Source organism: Bacillus sp. DHT2 (genome assembly GCF_026241455.1).
Lineage (GTDB): Bacteria > Bacillota > Bacilli > Bacillales > Bacillaceae_G > Bacillus_A > Bacillus_A pseudomycoides.
In genome coordinates, this window is sequence record NZ_JAPHWH010000002.1 from 422,416 (window position 1) to 440,053 (window position 17,638).

The following is a 17,638-nucleotide window of genomic DNA, read 5'->3' on the forward strand; positions in this document are numbered from 1 at the left end:
TAAACAAAAAACAGTAAAAAAAGCCAAGGAGAAGGCTCCTTAGCTTTTTAGCTTATTTCGTTACAATGCCATGCACGAGTTTCGGTGCATCAACATGGTCTTTCGCAATTTTCATGTTCTCATAAATTTTCGCTTTTACATCTTCTACATTTTCGCGATTCGCGTAAATCGTAACAAGTGAGTCACCTTTTTTCACGCTATCGCCCACTTTTTTGCGAAGCATAAGTCCAACAGCTAAATCAATCTCAGATTCTTTCGTTGCACGGCCTGCCCCTAAAAGCATTGCTGCTGTTCCAATTTCATCTGCAACAATTTCAGATACGTATCCATCTTCTTTTGCCTCTACTTCAATTTTAAATTGTGCTTGTGGCAGTTTAGAAGGATCATCAACAACAGAAGCATCCCCGCCTTGCGCTGCCAGGAACGTTTTAAACGCTTCTAACGCTTTTCCATTGTTCATTACTTCGATTAGTTTTTCACGCGCATCTTCTAAAGAAGAAGCTTTTCCAGCAAGGTATACCATTTGACTTCCAAGTGTTAAACATAACTCTTCTAAGTCTTTTGGTCCTTTACCTTGTAATGTATCAATTGCCTCTTGTACTTCTAATGCATTACCAATTGCCTCGCCAAGCGGTTGGCTCATATCAGAAATAACTGCCATCGTTTTACGACCAACATTATTACCAATACGTACCATTGCTTCTGCTAAACGTTTTGCATCTTCATCCGTTTTCATAAATGCACCTGCACCTGTTTTCACATCAAGTACAATTGCATCTGCACCAGCAGCAATTTTTTTACTCATAATAGAGCTCGCAATAAGAGGGATCGAGTTTACTGTCGCTGTTACATCACGAAGTGCATATAACTTTTTATCAGCAGGTGTTAAGTTTCCACTTTGTCCGATAACTGCAATTTTATTTTCATTTACAAGACGAATAAATTCATCATTTTCAATTTCCACATGGAATCCTGGTACTGCTTCTAATTTATCGATTGTACCGCCTGTATGCCCTAATCCTCGACCAGACATTTTAGCAACTGGTACATCTAAAGCAGCCACTAATGGACCTAATACAAGCGTAGTTGTATCACCAACACCGCCCGTTGAATGCTTATCTACTTTTACTCCTTCAATCGCTGATAAGTCAATTGTATCGCCGCTATTCACCATTGCCATCGTTAAATCGGCACGCTCTTGATCATCCATATCTTGGAAGAAAATTGCCATTGCGAATGAGCTCATTTGATAATCTGGAATGTCACCATTTGTATAGCCTTCTACAATAAATTTCACTTCTTCTGTTGTTAATGCATGTCCATCACGTTTTTTGGCAATTAGGTCCACCATTCTCATTGTAAACTCACCCCTTCATTTGTTTTACAATTGCTTTTACTAATGCTAAGAAATTAGATTTCACACGTTCTGTCGTTTCAATTACTTCATCATGATGAAGTGGCTGATCTAAAATACCAGCTGCCATGTTTGAAATACAAGAAATTCCAAGTACTTTCATACCAGCATGGCGCGCTACAATAACTTCCGGTACAGTAGACATACCAACTGCATCTCCGCCAAGTGTACGAAGCATACGAATTTCAGCAGGTGTTTCGTATACAGGACCTGTCATTCCAACGTATACACCTTCTTGCACTTTAATATTTAAGTCTGCCGCAACTTGTTTTGCCATTTCGCGAAGCTCTTCCGTATACGATGTAGACATATCAGGGAAACGTACGCCCATTTCAGCATCATTTGGTCCGATTAATGGATTCGTACCCATGAAGTTAATATGGTCTGAAATTAACATAAGATCGCCTGGTTCAAATGATGTATTTACACCACCAGCTGCGTTTGTTACAACAACTGTTTCTACACCTAGTTCCTTCATAACACGAACTGGGAATGTTACTTTTTGCATGTCATATCCTTCGTAGAAATGGAAACGTCCTTGCATCGCAACTACAGTAACACCTTGAAGTGTACCAAATACAAGCTGCCCTGCATGACCTTCTACAGTTGATACTGGAAATTCAGGAATTTCGCTGTATGGTACTGTTACAGCATTTTCGATTTCATCTGCTAAGACACCTAGTCCAGATCCAAGGATAAGTCCTACTTGTGGTGTTTCTTGGAATTTCTCTTTTAAGTATGAAGCTGATTTTGTAATAAGTTCACGATTCATTATGTTGTCCCCCTTATTTCTTTAAGTTGTTTAAGAAACTTGTTCCGTATTCTGGCATTTTCACACCGAAGTTTTCTGCTACAGTCGCACCAATATCAGCAAATGTTTGGCGAAGTGTTAATTCTTGTCCGCCGTCTTTCATGCTTGGGCTATATGCTAGTAATGGTACGTATTCACGTGTATGGTCAGTACCATGATGAATTGGATCATTACCATGATCTGCTGTAATGATTAATAAATCATCTTCTTTTAGTTTTTCAAATACTTCTGGAAGACGTGCATCATATTCTTGCAATGCTTCTCCGTATCCTTGAGGATCACGACGATGACCGAACATCGCATCAAAATCAACTAAATTCAAGAAGCTAAGACCTGTAAAGTCCATATTCAATGTATCTACAAGCTTATCCATTCCATCCATATTAGATTTTGTACGAAGAGATTCAGTTACGCCTTCCCCATCGTAAATATCAGAAATTTTACCAATTGCAATTACGTCATAATTGCTATCTTTTAGTTCGTTCATTACTGTACGACCAAATGGTTTTAATGCATAGTCATGACGGTTTGGTGTACGTGTGAAGTTTCCTGGTTCTCCAACGAATGGACGAGCAATAACGCGGCCCACCATATATTTTTCGTCCAGTGTTAACTCACGTGCAATTTTACAAATGTTATATAGCTCTTCAAGTGGTACTACTTCTTCATGAGCTGCGATTTGTAATACGCTATCAGCAGAAGTATACACGATCAAAGAACCTGTCTCCATTTGCTCTTGACCAAGTTCATCAAGAATCTCTGTTCCAGAAGCAGGTTTATTACCGATGATTTTGCGCCCTGTTTTTGCTTCTAACTCATCAAGTAACTCTTTTGGGAATCCTTCCGGGAACACTTGGAATGGTTTATCGATGTAAAGACCCATGATTTCCCAGTGGCCTGTCATTGTATCTTTACCAGTAGATTTTTCTTGCATTTTTGTATAGTAACCAAGTGGCTTCTCTACTTTAGAAATCCCTTTCATTTCACGAATATTACCAAGGCCTAATTTCACCATGTTTGGCATTTGTAATCCATTCATATGTTCAGCAATATGACCGATTGTATCAGAACCTACATCACCAAACTTTTCAGCATCTGGAGCTTCTCCGATTCCTACAGAGTCCATTACGACTAGGAAAATACGTTTATATTTATTCATAACTGCAACCTCCTATATGTTCAGTTCTACTTCTTGTAGTATGTTCAAAACGTTGTAAAGTGAAACTGTTATCAGTAAGAATTCTCTCGTTTCCCCACTAACTAAAACACTTGTTCAAGCCATTCTCCAACCCGCTTCGCTCTATTTTCAAACGAAGCAAAAAACTTTCCTGTTTTTTCTAAGTCAGATGTCAGACATCTCATACTGATATCATAACATGTTTACGCTTTCTTTTTAATACATTTTCGTAGAAATTCTTATTTTTGTCACACTTTCTATTGTAATCCATTCTGCACAGAAGTGCTAATGAAATTATGATATATTTCATTAACCTAAAGAAAAAAGCAGCTCTAAAGAGCCGCTCCTTATTTTACCTCTACTGTTTCTTCCTTATGTTCGTGAAGTTCACCTTTTCTCACATGAACCTTCACCTTATAAGCACCTGCGTCTTTAAACGTATGTTTGCTTTCATACTCGCCTTTATTACCTTCTTTTGCTGGAATAAACTCATGTTTTTCCACGCCGTCTTTCCAAATTTCAAGTTGTACTTCAGCTCCAGTTAATGCTTCTTCCTTTTGTTTCAAATGAACTTTCATTGTTGATTCAGCATTTGCTTTTACATCGCCAGCCATAAGGTGAATCATCGTATCACTCTTATGTTTGCCATGTCCTGCCTCATGACCACCATTTTCTTTCTTCGTATCCTCAACTTTTGCATTTCCTACAGCAATTTTTTCTTCTGGCATAACATGCATTTCACGTGCATTTGTATGTGCAATAACATGATACACGCCGTCAGATGGGAATGTCTTCTCTACCGCATAAACACCTTTCCCTTTATGCTTACCGTTTAACATTTCATGTTTTTCTTCGCCATCTTTCCAAATTTCAAACTTCACATCGTCAGCATCCGTTACTTTTTCTTTTCCTTGCGTAACAAGTGCCTGTACTTCTGTTTTTTCATTTGGCTTAATTTCTTTCGGGTTTGTTTGAACTGCTACTTTAACTTCTTCAAGTTTCTCTTTTTTCGGCGCTTCTTCTTTCTTTGTATTACAACCAGCTAATGCTAGCATCGCAATAAATAACGTAATTATCAGTTTTTTCATTATCATTTCCTCCTTCATACTCTACTTAGTATAGAGGAAAAGACTAGTCGTATTCTAGCCTCCTGCTGAAAACAATATAAGAAATGTTTGTGAAGTTTTTGTGAAGTGCTTTTTTCTACTTATTTTCCATTTTCAAAATGCATTCTATAATTACTAGAATGCGAATCGTCAAAACTACCTAACTCTTACACTCCCGCCTTACATTACCATAAAAAAAGAGCATAATCATTATGCTCTCGGGTGAAACTGTTTATATACATCTTTTAATCTAGCTTTTGAAACATGCGTATAAATTTGTGTTGTTGAAATATCTGCATGTCCCAGCATTTCTTGTACAGCACGCAAATCCGCTCCATTTTCCAATAAGTGTGTCGCAAACGAATGACGCAAAGTATGCGGCGTAAGCTCTTTTTCTATATTCGCCTCTTTTGCTAGTCGTTTTAAAATTTTCCAAAAACCTTGGCGTGATAAGCGGTTGCCATGATGGTTCAAAAAAAGTGCATCTACTGTTTTTTTGCCCATCAATTCTTTTCTTCCCTTTTCAATATAGCGCTGAATTGCTTCCGTTGCTAAGCTTCCAAGCGGAATGATTCTTTCTTTATTCCCTTTTCCGACGCAGCGAACAAATCCCATTGTCAAATGAACATCCTCTAAATTTAGTGCAATTAATTCGGAAACACGTAGTCCTGTTGCATACAATAACTCTAGCATAGCCTTATCGCGAATACCGAATGCACTTGTCTCTTTTGGCGTTTGAAGCAATGCCTCTACCTCACTCACTGACAATACTTTCGGTAATTTCCGCTCACCTTGAGGTGTTTCAATATGTACAGATGGATCATGTTCTACCACTCGTTCACGAAGTAAAAACTGATGAAACGAACGAATAGAGGCAATGTGGCGTGCCAACGTTTTTGATGATTTTCCGTTCTCTTTTAAATACTGCAAAAAATTCACAATGTGTATCCTTGTCACTTCGTGAAATGTTTTGATTTGCTCGACATGTTGTAAATACTTCACATAACTTTTCAAATCACGCTCATAGGATACAACTGTATTTTTAGCTAACCCTTTTTCAACAATCATATAATGAATAAAATCTTTTAATTGATCTTCCAATCTGCACTACTCCCCATTTTCATAGAAAAAAATCATTCTATTTACGAAAACATCTTTTGCTGGTTCCTCATTCCCTGATACTTTTTCTATTGTCTCTTCTTTTGGTTTTTCATAACGATGATAACTTTCATATTCTTCATTTATCCATAGTATAGCGAAATAAAACAAAATCGTACAACCTGTAAATAATAAAAATACTTTCATCCCATCAAAAGTTAATTTTAAAGCTCGGCGCATTGTAAACTCCTCCAAAATATATGTTATTACAACATATGCCAAGCTTTCTGCGATTTATACCTAAATTCAAATAAAAAAACCTTTTCCTAGCTAAATAGGAAAAGGTTATTTTTCATCCGTTTCATTTTCTTGACAATTTTTACAAATCCCATGGAAAGTTAAACGATGGTCTTTTACCTTAAAGCTCCAGTCTCGTTCTACTTTTTTCTCCACTTCACCAAGTAAATCCTCTTGAATTTCTTGTACAGCACCGCATTGTGTACAAATTAAATGATGATGGAAACGCTGTGCACCTTCTTGACGTAAGTCATAGCGTGAAACACCGTCTCCGAAGTTAATTTTATCAACAACTTTTAACTCAGATAATAACTCTAAAGTTCGATAGACGGTTGCTAGTCCGATCTCTGGCGACTTTTCTTTTACAAGGAGGTAAACATCTTCTGCGCTTAAATGATCTTCTTCATTTTCTAGCAGCACACGAACCGTTGCTTCACGTTGTGGTGTTAACTTATAGCTCGCTGCATGCAATTGCTTCTTAATTCGTTCAATTCTCTCTTCCATTCGGTACTACTCCCTCCTCGCCACTCTTACACCATTATATCAGAAGAAGGGCTTCTGTCAAAAGAAAAAACAATCAAAATAACTTGATAATTATTCTCAAGTAGTATTTATTTTTTATTAATAGACTCCACGACTTCTTTCATTAAAACTGGTGAAGCATACACTTCAATACTAGAGGCAATTGCTAATATCACTCCAATGATTAGAAAAAAGCAAGTGTAACGTATTAACATCGGCAATAGCGGCTCGTTGATTTTTCGAATAAATTGATGCCTAATCATACGTAAAGAAAAACTTGCAGCAACTGTCGTCATTACAAGAAACGCTGGAATGATAATTAAATTTTGTGGCAACACGGATACAAATGCTAATAACAATCCATTCCAACCGTGCTGACTCACTAAAAAACCTACTGTAAACCCAACAACTACCCCTTTTAAAAATAATAAAATAAAGATCAGTGGTAATCCAATAATTGAAATACCTAACAGCCAAATAAATCCAATATATTTTAATTGTGAAAAGTAACTTTCTCGAAACATTTCACTCGCAATTGCAAATTCACCTTTGGAAACTTGTCCAAAAAATCGGTTCAAATAAAAAGATAAATCTTGCTTTTGATTCACCTGCAAACTATTTACAAGAATTGCCCCAAATACTACTCCCATCAATAATAAAACGGAAACAAATATGTAAAGCGAAGAATTCTCTTGGATATGAGAAATTACACGATTTTGCCAAGTTTTTCGTAACATTTTTCTTCCCTCCGTTCACACTCTTACTAAAATGTATGAAAGAAAGAAAAAAGTATGACGAATTAACATTGAAATTCCGCTCTACTTTGCTAAACTTAAAAGTAGAGAATAGGAGGGATTTTGCTTGAAACCATTATTATTAGATTTTCCTACATTATTTCAAACTGAGCGCCTACAAGTACGCAAACCATTTCCAGGTGATGGAACAGAGGTGTATGAAGCAATTCAAGCTTCTGTAGAAGACTTACAACCTTGGATGTCCATTACATCTGAAACAGAAGAAAGTGCTGAGGAAATAGTTCGGGAAGCTCATGGACAATTTTTACTTCGTGAAACATTAGCTTTTCACTTATATGATAAAGTATCTGGTACGTTTATTGGAGCTCTTACCCTTCATCCAGAAAACTGGGATATTCCAAAATTTTCACTTCGTTTCTGGTTACATAGCACTTATACAAAACAAGGTTATATGACAGAAGCAGTAAAAGGCGCTGTCCAGTTTGCTTTTGATAAACTTGGTGCGAGACGACTTGAAATTCGCTGTGATGCTACAAATGTAAATGCATGTGCCTTAGCAGAACGTCTTGAATTTATTTTAGAAGGTACACTAGAAAACGACTTTCTTGCTCCAGACGGTAGCTTACGTGACACACGCGTATACGCCAAAATTAATTAAAACACTCGCCTTGGGCGAGTGTTTATTTTTGTAATTGCAAGTATTGCACAGCGAACATAGTCTTTGCATCATGGATACGTTGATTTTTCATAAGTTCAACTGCTTCTTCTAATGAAACTTCCATTAATTCCACAAACTCATCTTCATCTAAAGCTGCTTTATTTTCCTTTTTCTTCAATCCAGTTGCTTTGTATACATATAGAATTTCATCCGCAAAACCAGGTGATGTATAGAAAGATGTAACAAATTCCATTTTGTCACATACATACCCTGTCTCTTCTTCTAATTCACGAGCCGCTGTTACCTCTGGCTTTTCTCCAGGCTCTAATTTTCCAGCAGGAATTTCTACAATCTCTTTTTCTAATGCTTTACGGTACTGCTCAACAAGCACGATTTTCTTTTCATCTGTCACAGCAATTATAGCAACCGCACCAGGATGATTGACAATCTCACGTTTACTCACTTCTCCATTTGGCAATACTACATCATCAACACGAACTTTAATAACTTTCCCATCAAAAATCGGTTCGGTTGCAATCGTTCTCTCTGCAAGATTACTCACAATATTTCATCTCCCTATTCTATTTCCTACTTGTTCTTCATACATTTTACCACACTGAAAGGAGCGTGATAAAAATGAAAGTATATATTTTACCAAATCGTATCACGTTGGTCGGAAAGGCTTGGCAAATTCGGCATCAGCTAAAGCAATACGGAAAAGAGTATAAAACTGTAAAAGAATGGATTACAGCAAACGAAAAGTAAACATTTGTCAACCTTCTTCTGCTTTCGTACAATACAAGTAAGGAGGTTGGCCTATGAAAAAACGTCAATTAGGAAACTCAGATTTATATGTTACTGAAATGGGACTCGGTTGTATGTCCCTTGGCACCAATGAACATGAAGCGATCCACATCATCCATGAAGCAATGGATTTAGGAATTAATTTTTTTGATACAGCAGACTTATACAATTATGGATTAAATGAAGAATTTGTCGGAAAAGCTCTTAAGGGAAAACGCGATCAAATTGTTCTTACAACGAAAGTAGGAAACCGCTGGATTGAGGAGAAAAACGGCTGGTCTTGGGACCCTTCTAAAACTTATATAAAAGCAGAGGTAAAAGAAAGTTTACGCCGCCTGCAAACGGATTATATTGATTTATATCAACTTCACGGCGGTACAATCGAAGATCCTATCGATGAAACAATCGAAGCATTTGAAGAATTAAAACAAGAAGGTGTGATTCGTCATTACGGAATTTCTTCTATCCGTCCAAACGTCATTCGTGAATATGCAAAACGTTCTAATATCGTTAGTGTATTGATGGAATATAGTCTTTTAAATCGCCAGCCTGAAGAATGGTTTCCACTACTTCAGGAGCATCAAATTAGCATCATTGCACGAGGACCACTTGCGAAAGGATTGTTAACTGATAACAATGAAAGAAAGATAGAAAAAGTGAAAGAAAAAGATTATCTTTCTTATTCTTATGATGAGTTAATAAAAACATTAACTACTGTAAAAGAAATTACAAAGGAACGTTCGTTAACTGAAACAGCTCTTCAATATTGTTTACATGACCCGATTGTGGCAGCTGTTATTCCTGGCGCTAGCTCCATCCAGCAACTACAAGAAAATGTACAAGCTAACAATCAATCTCCATTAACAACTGAAGAATATAAACAAATTCAAGCAGCTGTTAAATGCGATACATACACATTACACCGATAAAAAATGCTACCGTAATCGGTAGCGTTTTTTTACATCGTATCGTATTTATCAGGATTTGTTCCAACATGTAAATTGCGATCAAGCGTATCAATTTGTTTGATTTCTTCTTCTGTTAATGAAAAATCAAAAATAGTAAAGTTCTCTTGAATACGCGATGGTGTAACAGATTTAGGGATTGTTACAATGCCACTTTGAATATCCCAGCGTAAAATAATTTGAGCAGGCGTTTTTTCATACTTTTTAGCAATTTCTTGAATAATCGGATGCTGAAATACTTCGCCGCCTCTCATTAACGGGCTCCATGCTTCCATTTGAATTTGTTCATTTTGACAAAAATCACGTAATTCAAACTGTGCAAGCATCGGATGAAGCTCTACTTGGTTCACCATCGGCTTCACATTACAATTTGGCAACAACTGTTCTAAATGGTGCTGATGAAAATTTGAAACACCAATTGCACGTACTTTTCCTTCTTCATATAATTTCTCAAGGGCACGATATGTATCTATGTATTTCCCCCTTATTGGCCAGTGAATCAAATATAAATCTACATAATCCATTTGTAATTCCTTCAAACTTTTGTCAAATGCTTGAAGTGTTGCTTCATAGCCTTGATCGTCATTCCATACTTTTGTCGTAATAAACAATTCTTCACGTGCGATTCCTGATTCACGAATTGCTTCTCCGACACCGCTTTCATTTTCATATACAGTCGCTGTATCAATAGAGCGATATCCAACTTCTAAAGCTGTTTTTACCGCTTGCTTTACTTCTTCTCCCTCTTTTGCTTTATATACACCTAAACCAAGCATCGGCATTTTCACGCCATTATGAAGTGTAGTTGTTGGAATATACATGATAGGCCGTTCCTCCTTCTTCTCTCCTGCGAATTCTATAGACAGGGTGCCGCTAAATTTTATAACCGTCACTTTATTTGAACAAGATTCTTGAAAAAAGTCAAAAAATATATACAGTTAACATAATAATTTTATTAAATAAGATAAGACTGTTTCATCTTATAGCTTTTGTAAAAACTCCTCTATTTCAGCTGAAGATTTGAAAATAACAATATTTTTCTCAGCAGATACAGCTTGTATTTTCCCAAAAATAGCAGGTCGTTTCACTTTTGGATACGTCCATACCCACTTCAAGAACTCAAAATCTAATTGTTCTTCACACCCTTCTCCCATATCAGGACGCGTTTTATTATGATATTGTATCCTTCTTTTTATTACGCGATATAAACATTGTATTCTTGGCAAATCAATAAAGATAATGGTATCCGCTGCCTCTAATCGTATATTCATTGTAAATCCATAGTTTCCATCGATAATCCAAGCTTCCTGCGTTACTAATTCTTTTTGTACCTGTATTTGTTCTTCGCGACTTGCTAGCACCCAATCTTTTTTCCAATAGAGTGCATCAAGATGAAATACTGGAAGTTGTAGTATCTCCCCTAATCGCCGTGAAAAAGTTGATTTTCCAGCTCCCCCAGAACCAATAATCATAATCTTTCTCATCTCTTCTCTCCCCTTGCAAAAAATAACGCAAGCTTACTCGCTTCCGTTATTTTTTCTCCACTCAAGTGCTTTCTCATCAATGTTACGCACGAAGTCATTCTTTCCTTCTGTATATTGATCTCCATCATATAATCGCGAAATGCTAAATGACGTGTAATTTCCGGATTTCCTGTTCCGAAAACATGTAAATGATACGATCGTTTTTCTTCTGTTCCATGAATAAAAAAGCGGCGACCCGGGATACCATTCTCACCTTTTACAATGTAGCCAAGTTGTTGAAAACATTCATTCCAATGATCTACGCTCTCAATGTTCTCTACTTCCATAATCATATCAACAATTGGCTTTGCTGCGAGTCCCGGTACTGATGTGCTACCAATGTGATGTACTTTCACATGTTCTGGCATCGCTGCTTTTAACCTCTGTGATTCTATTTGAAATTTCTCACCCCAATGGTTTTCATAAGGAACGACTACAATCTTTCTCATCCCAATTCCCCTTTTCTTATCAAATCGCTAAAAAATCATCAGGACAATTGTACTGATGATTTTTTACATTATTTAAAGTCTTTCCAAGTGAGATTACTTTCACTTAATAATTCTTCAAACGATTTATTCTTTTCACGTTCCTTTTGCTCTTTACGCTTTCTTTCTTGTTCTTCTATTTCTTTTTGCTCCACTCTTACTTGTAATTCTTTCTTCTTACTTTTCAATTGATTCATTAACGATTTATTCAATTGATCACCAATTGTAATGGAATCTTTCTCTGGCTGATTCATTTGCGTTTGTCTTTGCATTTGTCTCTGTTTCTTTTTCTTCATACTGCTCACCTTTTACTTTTTTCTCCATTATAGGGGAAATACCTTACTCTCGACAATAAAAAAGACCATTCACTTTCGATTTCCCTATTATTTTTATTTTGTAAAGATGTAAAGAGAAAAATAAAATTTCATTAATTTTTATAATAAAAAGAATTTTTATAGCAATAACTCTCTTAATCTATTAAAATTATGTCGTATGATGTCAGATTATAAAAAAGGGAGAGAAAACTCATGTGGAAAAAAGTCATTCCTGCAGCTTTAGTATTAAGTACAATTACTTTTTCAAGTGTATTTGCTGCACCTCCATCTCAAGTACCAGCAGAACAAAATCGCTACATAGACGTACAAATGCTTGGTATTAACGACCTTCACGGTCAACTAGACACTGTAAAGAAAATTAACAACAAAGAAGCAGGGGGAGCTGAGTACTTAGCTGCTTATTTACGTGATCGTGAAAAACAAAACCCAAATACACTTATGGTTCATGCTGGCGATATTGTCGGAGCAAGTCCTCCAGTTTCTGCATTATTGCAAGATGAACCTACAATCGAATTTTTAAATGATCTAGGTTTTGATGTTGGAACTATTGGAAATCATGAATTTGACGAAGGTATTAACGAAATGAATCGCCTTATTTACGGTGGGTATCACGAAAAAACAGGGAATTTTAAAGGAGCAAACTTCCCTTATGTTGCTGCAAATTTCTACAATAAATCAACTGGACGCTTATTTCTACCACCATTTACTGTAAAAATGGTACAAGGAGTTCCTGTCGGCTTTATCGGGGTTGTAACAACGGATGTTCCTAACGTTGTTATGCCTACTATGCTAAAAAATGTACAAATTACAGATGAAGTTGAAGCAATTAACACATCCGTAAAACAACTGAAAAAACTAGGTGTTAAATCGATCGTTGTTCTTGCACATAATGGAGGTACAACGGATGATAACGGCGTAACAAATGGCGATATCGTTCGCTTAGCAAATGAGACTGATCCAGAAGTCGATGTCATTTTCGGCGGTCATAGTCACACTTATGTAAATGGAACCGTTAATAACAAACTTGTCGTACAAGCAAATTCTTATGGAATGGCTTTCGCTGATGTCGATGTAAAAATTGATCGTAAAACAAAAGATATCATTGAGAAAAAAGCAGAAGTTGTTACAACCTACCATGAAGGAATAAAACCTGACCAACAAGTGAAAAAGAAAATGGATCAGTATAAAGAAAAAATTGCTCCTCTTGTAAATCAGGTTGTTGGAAAATCTACCGCTCCAATGGATCGTAAACAAAATGCCGCGGGTGAATCTACTCTTGGAAATTTAATTGCTGATGTTCAGCGCTCGACCATGAATACTCAAATTGCCCTCATGAATCCTGGTGGTATTCGCAATGATCTAGATGCTGGCGATATTACCTGGGGAGAATTATATGGCATTCAACCATTTGGGAATCAATTGATAAAAGTTAATTTAACTGGTCAAGACATTCGAGATATTTTAAATCAACAATGGCAAAAAGACATAACAAGAATGCTTCAAATTTCAGGTATTCAGTACACTTGGGATGCGAATAAACCAAATGGTGAAAAAGTTACAAATATCCACTTAACAAACGGAGAAGAGTTAGTTGCCTCTAAAACTTACAGCGTCGTTGCAAATGCTTTTCTAGCTTCAGGCGGTGATGGATTTGTATCCTTTAAAAATGGAAAAGATGCCGAAACAGGACCAACTGATTTCGAAGCGTTAGTGGATTATGTAAAACAAGTAAAAGAACCGATTCAACCTATTATTGATGGGAGAATTCAAAAAGTTAATTAACTTTTCTTTTAAATAAATTTATAAAAAAGAGAGAAACTATATTATTAAATTATGATTTTCCAAAAATTAATCTTTATGATAAGAACCCTGTATTCCATTAGAATACAGGGCTTTTTATTGGTCTCTATGGAGAAAGGACATGCAATAAAAATTCACTTTCCCCTAAATAACCTTTTAAAGGATATGCACTCAGTATATTGATTTCTCGTAGGATATATGAGCAGACACTGGGAGGTGAACATATGTATTCTTATTCAAATGATTGCAATTTGATATACAGACAAAACGACAAGCTAATTCATGACATTGAAAATGCAATTAACGGAGAGTATAGTGCAATAAATTGCTATGCTAAATTAGCTAATTTAGCTCCACAAGATAATGAACGCAATCAAATACTCGAAATCCGACAAGACGAAATAAAACATTTCCAGCAATTTGTACAAATTTATATTCATTTAACCGGTAAACAACCTCAGCCAAAAATTATTGAACAATGTCCAGATTCTTATGTGAATGGATTAGAATACGCGCTACAAGATGAGCAACGAACAGTCGATTTTTACTTGAAAATTGCAGATGATACTACAGATCAATATATTAAAGAGACATTTCGTAGAACAGCAGCAGATGAACAAAATCACGCCGTTTGGTTCCTATATTATTTTTTAAAAGCTAAAAAATAATAATTGTTTTATACAAGGCAAATGCCTATTCCATGAAGATTTTCTCATCCCCACCTAACTCCTTTACTTTCACTAAAAACTCTAACTATCCACAAATAGCTAGATAAAAATACAGAGGATACATGCTCTTACATTGAACATAGTATCCTTTCTTTCATTTATCCTGATACATTTCATCAGCTTCTTCATATTTCCGCAAAAATTCTATCAACGCTTCTTCTACAATTCTAGATTTATGAATACCTGTTGCATCCGATACAACGTCTAGTTTCTCTAAAATTTCCGTACATATAGAAAAAGTACGTTTTTTCTTCTCATTACTTTTGACTCTTTTGGGGATAATAAGTTCCTCTCGTTTTCGCAGTAATTCATAAATTTTTTGCAATTGTTCATAAATCAAAACCTGATAATCTGTTTTTACATATTGAAGCGCAGTAGCTTCTTGAAGATATAAATGGCGGGGCTCTTCTCCCTCTCCAATGAATATTCGTTTCTTCTGTTCACCATCATATTCATATCCAAGCACTCTTAACTTTTTCGACAATGCATATGGGCTCATGTCGAGGCGTTTCGCAATAATAGCAAGTGGTTCACGTTTGTTTAAGCAATCTATAATTTCTCCAACCGTCACTTCCTTCCCCCTCTCCCTGAGCTCTCATAGTTGAAATACAGTCGGCATGTTATGATACAATAATTTCTTAATAGTATATGCAAAATCGTACACCCTTGCGATACATACCATTAGAGAAAAGGAGGTTTTTTATATGCTGTTTCGTAGCCACACTCCACAGTTTTACAACGAATTTAAGAATCCAACTCCAAATAGCGTCGCTACGATAGAAAGCGTGACGATTAACAATCATCAGCAATCTCTACTCATTCGCGGTCAAGACGTAAATCAGCCTATTTTATTATGCTGTCATGGCGGTCCTGGTATGGCGCAAATTGGGTTCATTCGCCATTTTCAAGAAGACTTAGAAAAGCACTTTATTGTTGTCAATTGGGATCAACGCGGAGCTGGAAAATCCTTTTCTTGGCGGGATATAAAAGCACCTTTCACAATTGAACAATTTGTTTTAGATGCACTTGAAGTAATAAAATACCTTCTTTCTCGCTTCAAAAAACAAAAACTATTTCTCGCTGGACATTCTTGGGGAAGTATTATCGGTCTACAAATCGCAAATCAATATCCAGAATACATCGAAGCCTACATTGGCATCGGTCAGATTGTACATATGAAGCAAAACGAAGAATTGCTCTATCAGCATTTAATTCATTCTGCAAAAAAACATGGACACGAGCGGGCATTGACCTCTCTAACAAAACTAGGAAAACCTCCTTTTCTAGATATGCGGCGTCTTATCATTCAAAGGAAGTGGCTCGGTACATTTGGAGGAGCAGTTCAAAACGGGACTTCGTTTTCTTTCATTCGTAAAGGACTATTTTCTTCAGAATATACATCGCTAGATTGGGTGAGATTTCTCGCAGGAAATATGAAATCCGGGGCATTATGGGAAGAAATGCTGACAGTAGATTTCTTTTCTTCAATCTCAAAACTTTCCGTACCTGTTTATTTTTGTTCTGGTCGTTTCGACTATCAAACACCTTATGCACTCGTTCAACAATATTGCGATACAATTCAAGCACCCATCAAAAAAATGATTTGGTTCCCAAACTCTGCTCATTCACCAAATTTAGAAGAACCTAAACTGTTTGCAAAGTCTTTATGCTCTATTAAACAAGAGCTATCTTTTCCACACTAGTAATCGTTATACCTTTTACATTTCACAGAAAACATTTTATAATTACATGTCGCAACTTTACTCAAGTTAGTAAGCATTTCTATCCAGAATAAGCTGCACAAACAGAAAAAGATCAGGGAGATTACATTTATTATGAACGCTGTACTCATCGCAGTAGCAGTGATGCTACTGCTTAGTTTATTACGTGTCCAAGTCATTGTCGCTATTATCGTCGGTGCCTTAACAGGTGGACTAATTGGTGGACTTGGAATTTCAGAAACAATCAATACTTTTACTACGGGTCTTGGAAACAGTGCTCCAATCGCTTTAAGTTACGCCATGCTCGGAGGATTTGCTATTTCTCTTTCCAAAACAGGTCTGCCCGATGCTATGATTCATACTGCACTGAACTTAGTTGGTAATGAAAAAGACACACAAAAGCAAACATATTCAAAAATACTCATTTTATTTATTATTTTGGCAATGGCTTGTTTTTCACAAAATGTTATTCCGGTTCATATTGCTTTTATCCCTATTCTAATTCCAGCGCTTTTAAAAGTACTAAATGAACTGAAAGTGGACCGCCGGCTTGTTACATGTATTATTACATTCGGATTAATCACTCCTTACATGTGGATTCCAGCTGGATTTGGAAAAATTTATCACGATGTACTACAAACAAATGCACAGCAAAGCGGACTTACATTTGATGTAGCGCTTATCCCAAAAGCAATGACAATTCCAGCAATAGGAATGATTATCGGTCTATGTATCGCTGTTTTCATTACATATCGTAAACCACGTACTTATCACACCGAACCTATTCATGCCACATCTGATGAAGCCGCTCCTTATACAAAAAGAAGCATTTCCTTTGGGTTATTGTCTATTATCGCAACACTAAGTGTGCAGCTAGCAACAGAATCCATGATTTTTGGCGCACTAGCTGGAATCATTGTATTATCCGTTAGTGGTAGCCTTCCTTTAAAAGAAGCTGATGCTATTTTAACAAGTGGTATGCGAATGATGTCATTTATCGGTTTCGTCATGATTTCTGCCGCTGGATTCGGAGCAGTTCTTCGGAAAACAGGGCATGTTGAATCACTTGTTCAGACAAGCGTCAATTTAATTGGAAACAGCAAACCGCTCGCTGCCTTTCTTATGCTTGTTATCGGTCTGCTCGTTACGATGGGAATCGGTTCTTCCTTTTCTACCATTCCGATTTTAACAACCATCTTCGTCCCGCTATGTATCCAACTTGGGTTTAGCCCGATGGCAACCATCGCGATTATCGGTACAGCTGGTGCATTAGGTGATGCTGGTTCTCCAGCATCTGATAGTACACTAGGACCTACCTCAGGTTTAAATGCTGATGGCAGGCATCATCATATATGGGATACGTGTGTCCCAACTTTTCTTCACTACAATATTCCGTTACTTATATTCGGCTTTATTGCTGCTATAACATTATAAAAAAG

General features: G+C 36.5%; 21 protein-coding genes. 7 read left to right on the forward strand and 14 right to left on the reverse strand.

The window, feature by feature from the left end; genetic code table 11:
* Nucleotides 1–52: 52 nt before the first annotated feature.
* From ORL93_RS07190 to spoIIM, 8 genes are all read right to left on the reverse strand, one after another.
* Nucleotides 53–1,357 carry a pyrimidine-nucleoside phosphorylase gene (locus tag ORL93_RS07190; protein WP_018766096.1) on the reverse strand — a complete coding sequence of 435 codons (1,305 nt, stop codon included), beginning with the start codon at nucleotides 1,355–1,357 and terminating at the stop codon, nucleotides 53–55.
* Between the two features lie 7 nt (nucleotides 1,358–1,364).
* Nucleotides 1,365–2,186 carry a purine-nucleoside phosphorylase gene (locus tag ORL93_RS07195; RefSeq protein WP_003208346.1) on the reverse strand — a complete coding sequence of 274 codons (822 nt, stop codon included), beginning with the start codon at nucleotides 2,184–2,186 and terminating at the stop codon, nucleotides 1,365–1,367.
* A gap of 13 nt (nucleotides 2,187–2,199) precedes the next feature.
* A complete protein-coding gene (deoB, locus tag ORL93_RS07200; RefSeq protein WP_018766097.1) occupies nucleotides 2,200–3,384 on the reverse strand; it encodes a phosphopentomutase in 1,185 nt (394 codons plus the stop codon).
* A gap of 365 nt (nucleotides 3,385–3,749) precedes the next feature.
* On the reverse strand, nucleotides 3,750–4,490 hold the full coding sequence (locus ORL93_RS07205; protein WP_040118977.1) for a FixH family protein: 741 nt from the start codon (nucleotides 4,488–4,490) through the stop codon (nucleotides 3,750–3,752).
* 228 nt (nucleotides 4,491–4,718) lie between these two features.
* A complete protein-coding gene (xerD, locus tag ORL93_RS07210; protein WP_003208345.1) occupies nucleotides 4,719–5,609 on the reverse strand; it encodes a site-specific tyrosine recombinase XerD in 891 nt (296 codons plus the stop codon).
* Between the two features lie 6 nt (nucleotides 5,610–5,615).
* Nucleotides 5,616–5,846, reverse strand: coding sequence for a YqzK family protein (locus ORL93_RS07215; RefSeq protein ID WP_018780830.1), 231 nt, complete (start codon nucleotides 5,844–5,846; stop codon nucleotides 5,616–5,618).
* A 105-nt stretch (nucleotides 5,847–5,951) separates the two neighbouring features.
* Complete coding sequence (gene fur / locus ORL93_RS07220) at nucleotides 5,952–6,407, reverse strand: ferric iron uptake transcriptional regulator (RefSeq protein ID WP_000392653.1); 456 nt, start codon at nucleotides 6,405–6,407, stop codon at nucleotides 5,952–5,954.
* A gap of 107 nt (nucleotides 6,408–6,514) precedes the next feature.
* Nucleotides 6,515–7,162 (reverse strand): stage II sporulation protein M, encoded by a 648-nt coding sequence (gene spoIIM / locus ORL93_RS07225; protein WP_018780829.1) that lies wholly within the window; start codon nucleotides 7,160–7,162, stop codon nucleotides 6,515–6,517.
* Between the two features lie 124 nt (nucleotides 7,163–7,286).
* Here spoIIM and ORL93_RS07230 point away from each other — a divergent pair, with 124 nt between their 5' ends.
* Entirely contained in the window at nucleotides 7,287–7,838 is a 552-nt protein-coding gene (locus tag ORL93_RS07230; protein WP_006095883.1) for a GNAT family N-acetyltransferase, read from the forward strand.
* Nucleotides 7,839–7,860: 22 nt separating this feature from the next.
* Here the strand turns inward: ORL93_RS07230 and ORL93_RS07235 are convergent, their stop codons facing one another.
* Nucleotides 7,861–8,400, reverse strand: coding sequence for an NUDIX hydrolase (locus tag ORL93_RS07235; RefSeq protein ID WP_003208342.1), 540 nt, complete (start codon nucleotides 8,398–8,400; stop codon nucleotides 7,861–7,863).
* Between the two features lie 74 nt (nucleotides 8,401–8,474).
* Here ORL93_RS07235 and mciZ point away from each other — a divergent pair, with 74 nt between their 5' ends.
* Together mciZ and ORL93_RS07245 are read left to right on the forward strand one after the other, a co-directional pair.
* On the forward strand, nucleotides 8,475–8,603 hold the full coding sequence (mciZ, locus tag ORL93_RS07240) for a Z-ring formation inhibitor MciZ (RefSeq protein WP_018780828.1): 129 nt from the start codon (nucleotides 8,475–8,477) through the stop codon (nucleotides 8,601–8,603).
* Nucleotides 8,604–8,656: 53 nt separating this feature from the next.
* Nucleotides 8,657–9,571 carry an aldo/keto reductase gene (locus tag ORL93_RS07245; protein WP_018780827.1) on the forward strand — a complete coding sequence of 305 codons (915 nt, stop codon included), beginning with the start codon at nucleotides 8,657–8,659 and terminating at the stop codon, nucleotides 9,569–9,571.
* 29 nt (nucleotides 9,572–9,600) lie between these two features.
* Here ORL93_RS07245 and ORL93_RS07250 read toward each other — a convergent pair whose 3' ends face one another.
* From ORL93_RS07250 to ORL93_RS07265, 4 genes are all read right to left on the reverse strand, one after another.
* Nucleotides 9,601–10,428, reverse strand: a complete 828-nt coding sequence (locus tag ORL93_RS07250; protein WP_003208340.1) for an aldo/keto reductase — start codon at nucleotides 10,426–10,428, stop codon at nucleotides 9,601–9,603.
* Between the two features lie 159 nt (nucleotides 10,429–10,587).
* The gene (locus tag ORL93_RS07255) at nucleotides 10,588–11,091 is read right to left on the reverse strand and encodes a DNA topology modulation protein (RefSeq protein ID WP_018780826.1); all 504 of its coding nucleotides are present in this window, start codon (nucleotides 11,089–11,091) and stop codon (nucleotides 10,588–10,590) included.
* Nucleotides 11,088–11,579, reverse strand: a complete 492-nt coding sequence (locus ORL93_RS07260) for a GrpB family protein (protein WP_373926186.1) — start codon at nucleotides 11,577–11,579, stop codon at nucleotides 11,088–11,090. The genes ORL93_RS07255 and ORL93_RS07260 overlap by 4 nt, the downstream gene beginning before the upstream one ends.
* Nucleotides 11,580–11,647: 68 nt before the next feature.
* Nucleotides 11,648–11,911 (reverse strand): YqkE family protein, encoded by a 264-nt coding sequence (locus ORL93_RS07265; protein ID WP_003202682.1) that lies wholly within the window; start codon nucleotides 11,909–11,911, stop codon nucleotides 11,648–11,650.
* Between the two features lie 231 nt (nucleotides 11,912–12,142).
* Here ORL93_RS07265 and ORL93_RS07270 point away from each other — a divergent pair, with 231 nt between their 5' ends.
* Both ORL93_RS07270 and ORL93_RS07275 read left to right on the forward strand, forming a co-directional pair.
* A complete protein-coding gene (locus ORL93_RS07270; protein WP_018780825.1) occupies nucleotides 12,143–13,732 on the forward strand; it encodes a bifunctional metallophosphatase/5'-nucleotidase in 1,590 nt (529 codons plus the stop codon).
* Between the two features lie 242 nt (nucleotides 13,733–13,974).
* Nucleotides 13,975–14,418 (forward strand): ferritin-like domain-containing protein, encoded by a 444-nt coding sequence (locus ORL93_RS07275; RefSeq protein ID WP_006095889.1) that lies wholly within the window; start codon nucleotides 13,975–13,977, stop codon nucleotides 14,416–14,418.
* A 154-nt stretch (nucleotides 14,419–14,572) separates the two neighbouring features.
* Here the strand turns inward: ORL93_RS07275 and ORL93_RS07280 are convergent, their stop codons facing one another.
* A complete protein-coding gene (locus ORL93_RS07280; RefSeq protein ID WP_018780824.1) occupies nucleotides 14,573–15,049 on the reverse strand; it encodes a ribbon-helix-helix domain-containing protein in 477 nt (158 codons plus the stop codon).
* Nucleotides 15,050–15,182: 133 nt separating this feature from the next.
* Between ORL93_RS07280 and ORL93_RS07285 the strand changes: the two genes are divergently transcribed.
* Nucleotides 15,183–16,181, forward strand: a complete 999-nt coding sequence (locus ORL93_RS07285; RefSeq protein ID WP_018780823.1) for an alpha/beta fold hydrolase — start codon at nucleotides 15,183–15,185, stop codon at nucleotides 16,179–16,181.
* A gap of 132 nt (nucleotides 16,182–16,313) precedes the next feature.
* Nucleotides 16,314–17,633, forward strand: a complete 1,320-nt coding sequence (locus ORL93_RS07290) for a Na+/H+ antiporter family protein (protein WP_018780822.1) — start codon at nucleotides 16,314–16,316, stop codon at nucleotides 17,631–17,633.
* The last annotated feature ends 5 nt before the right edge of the window (nucleotides 17,634–17,638 follow it).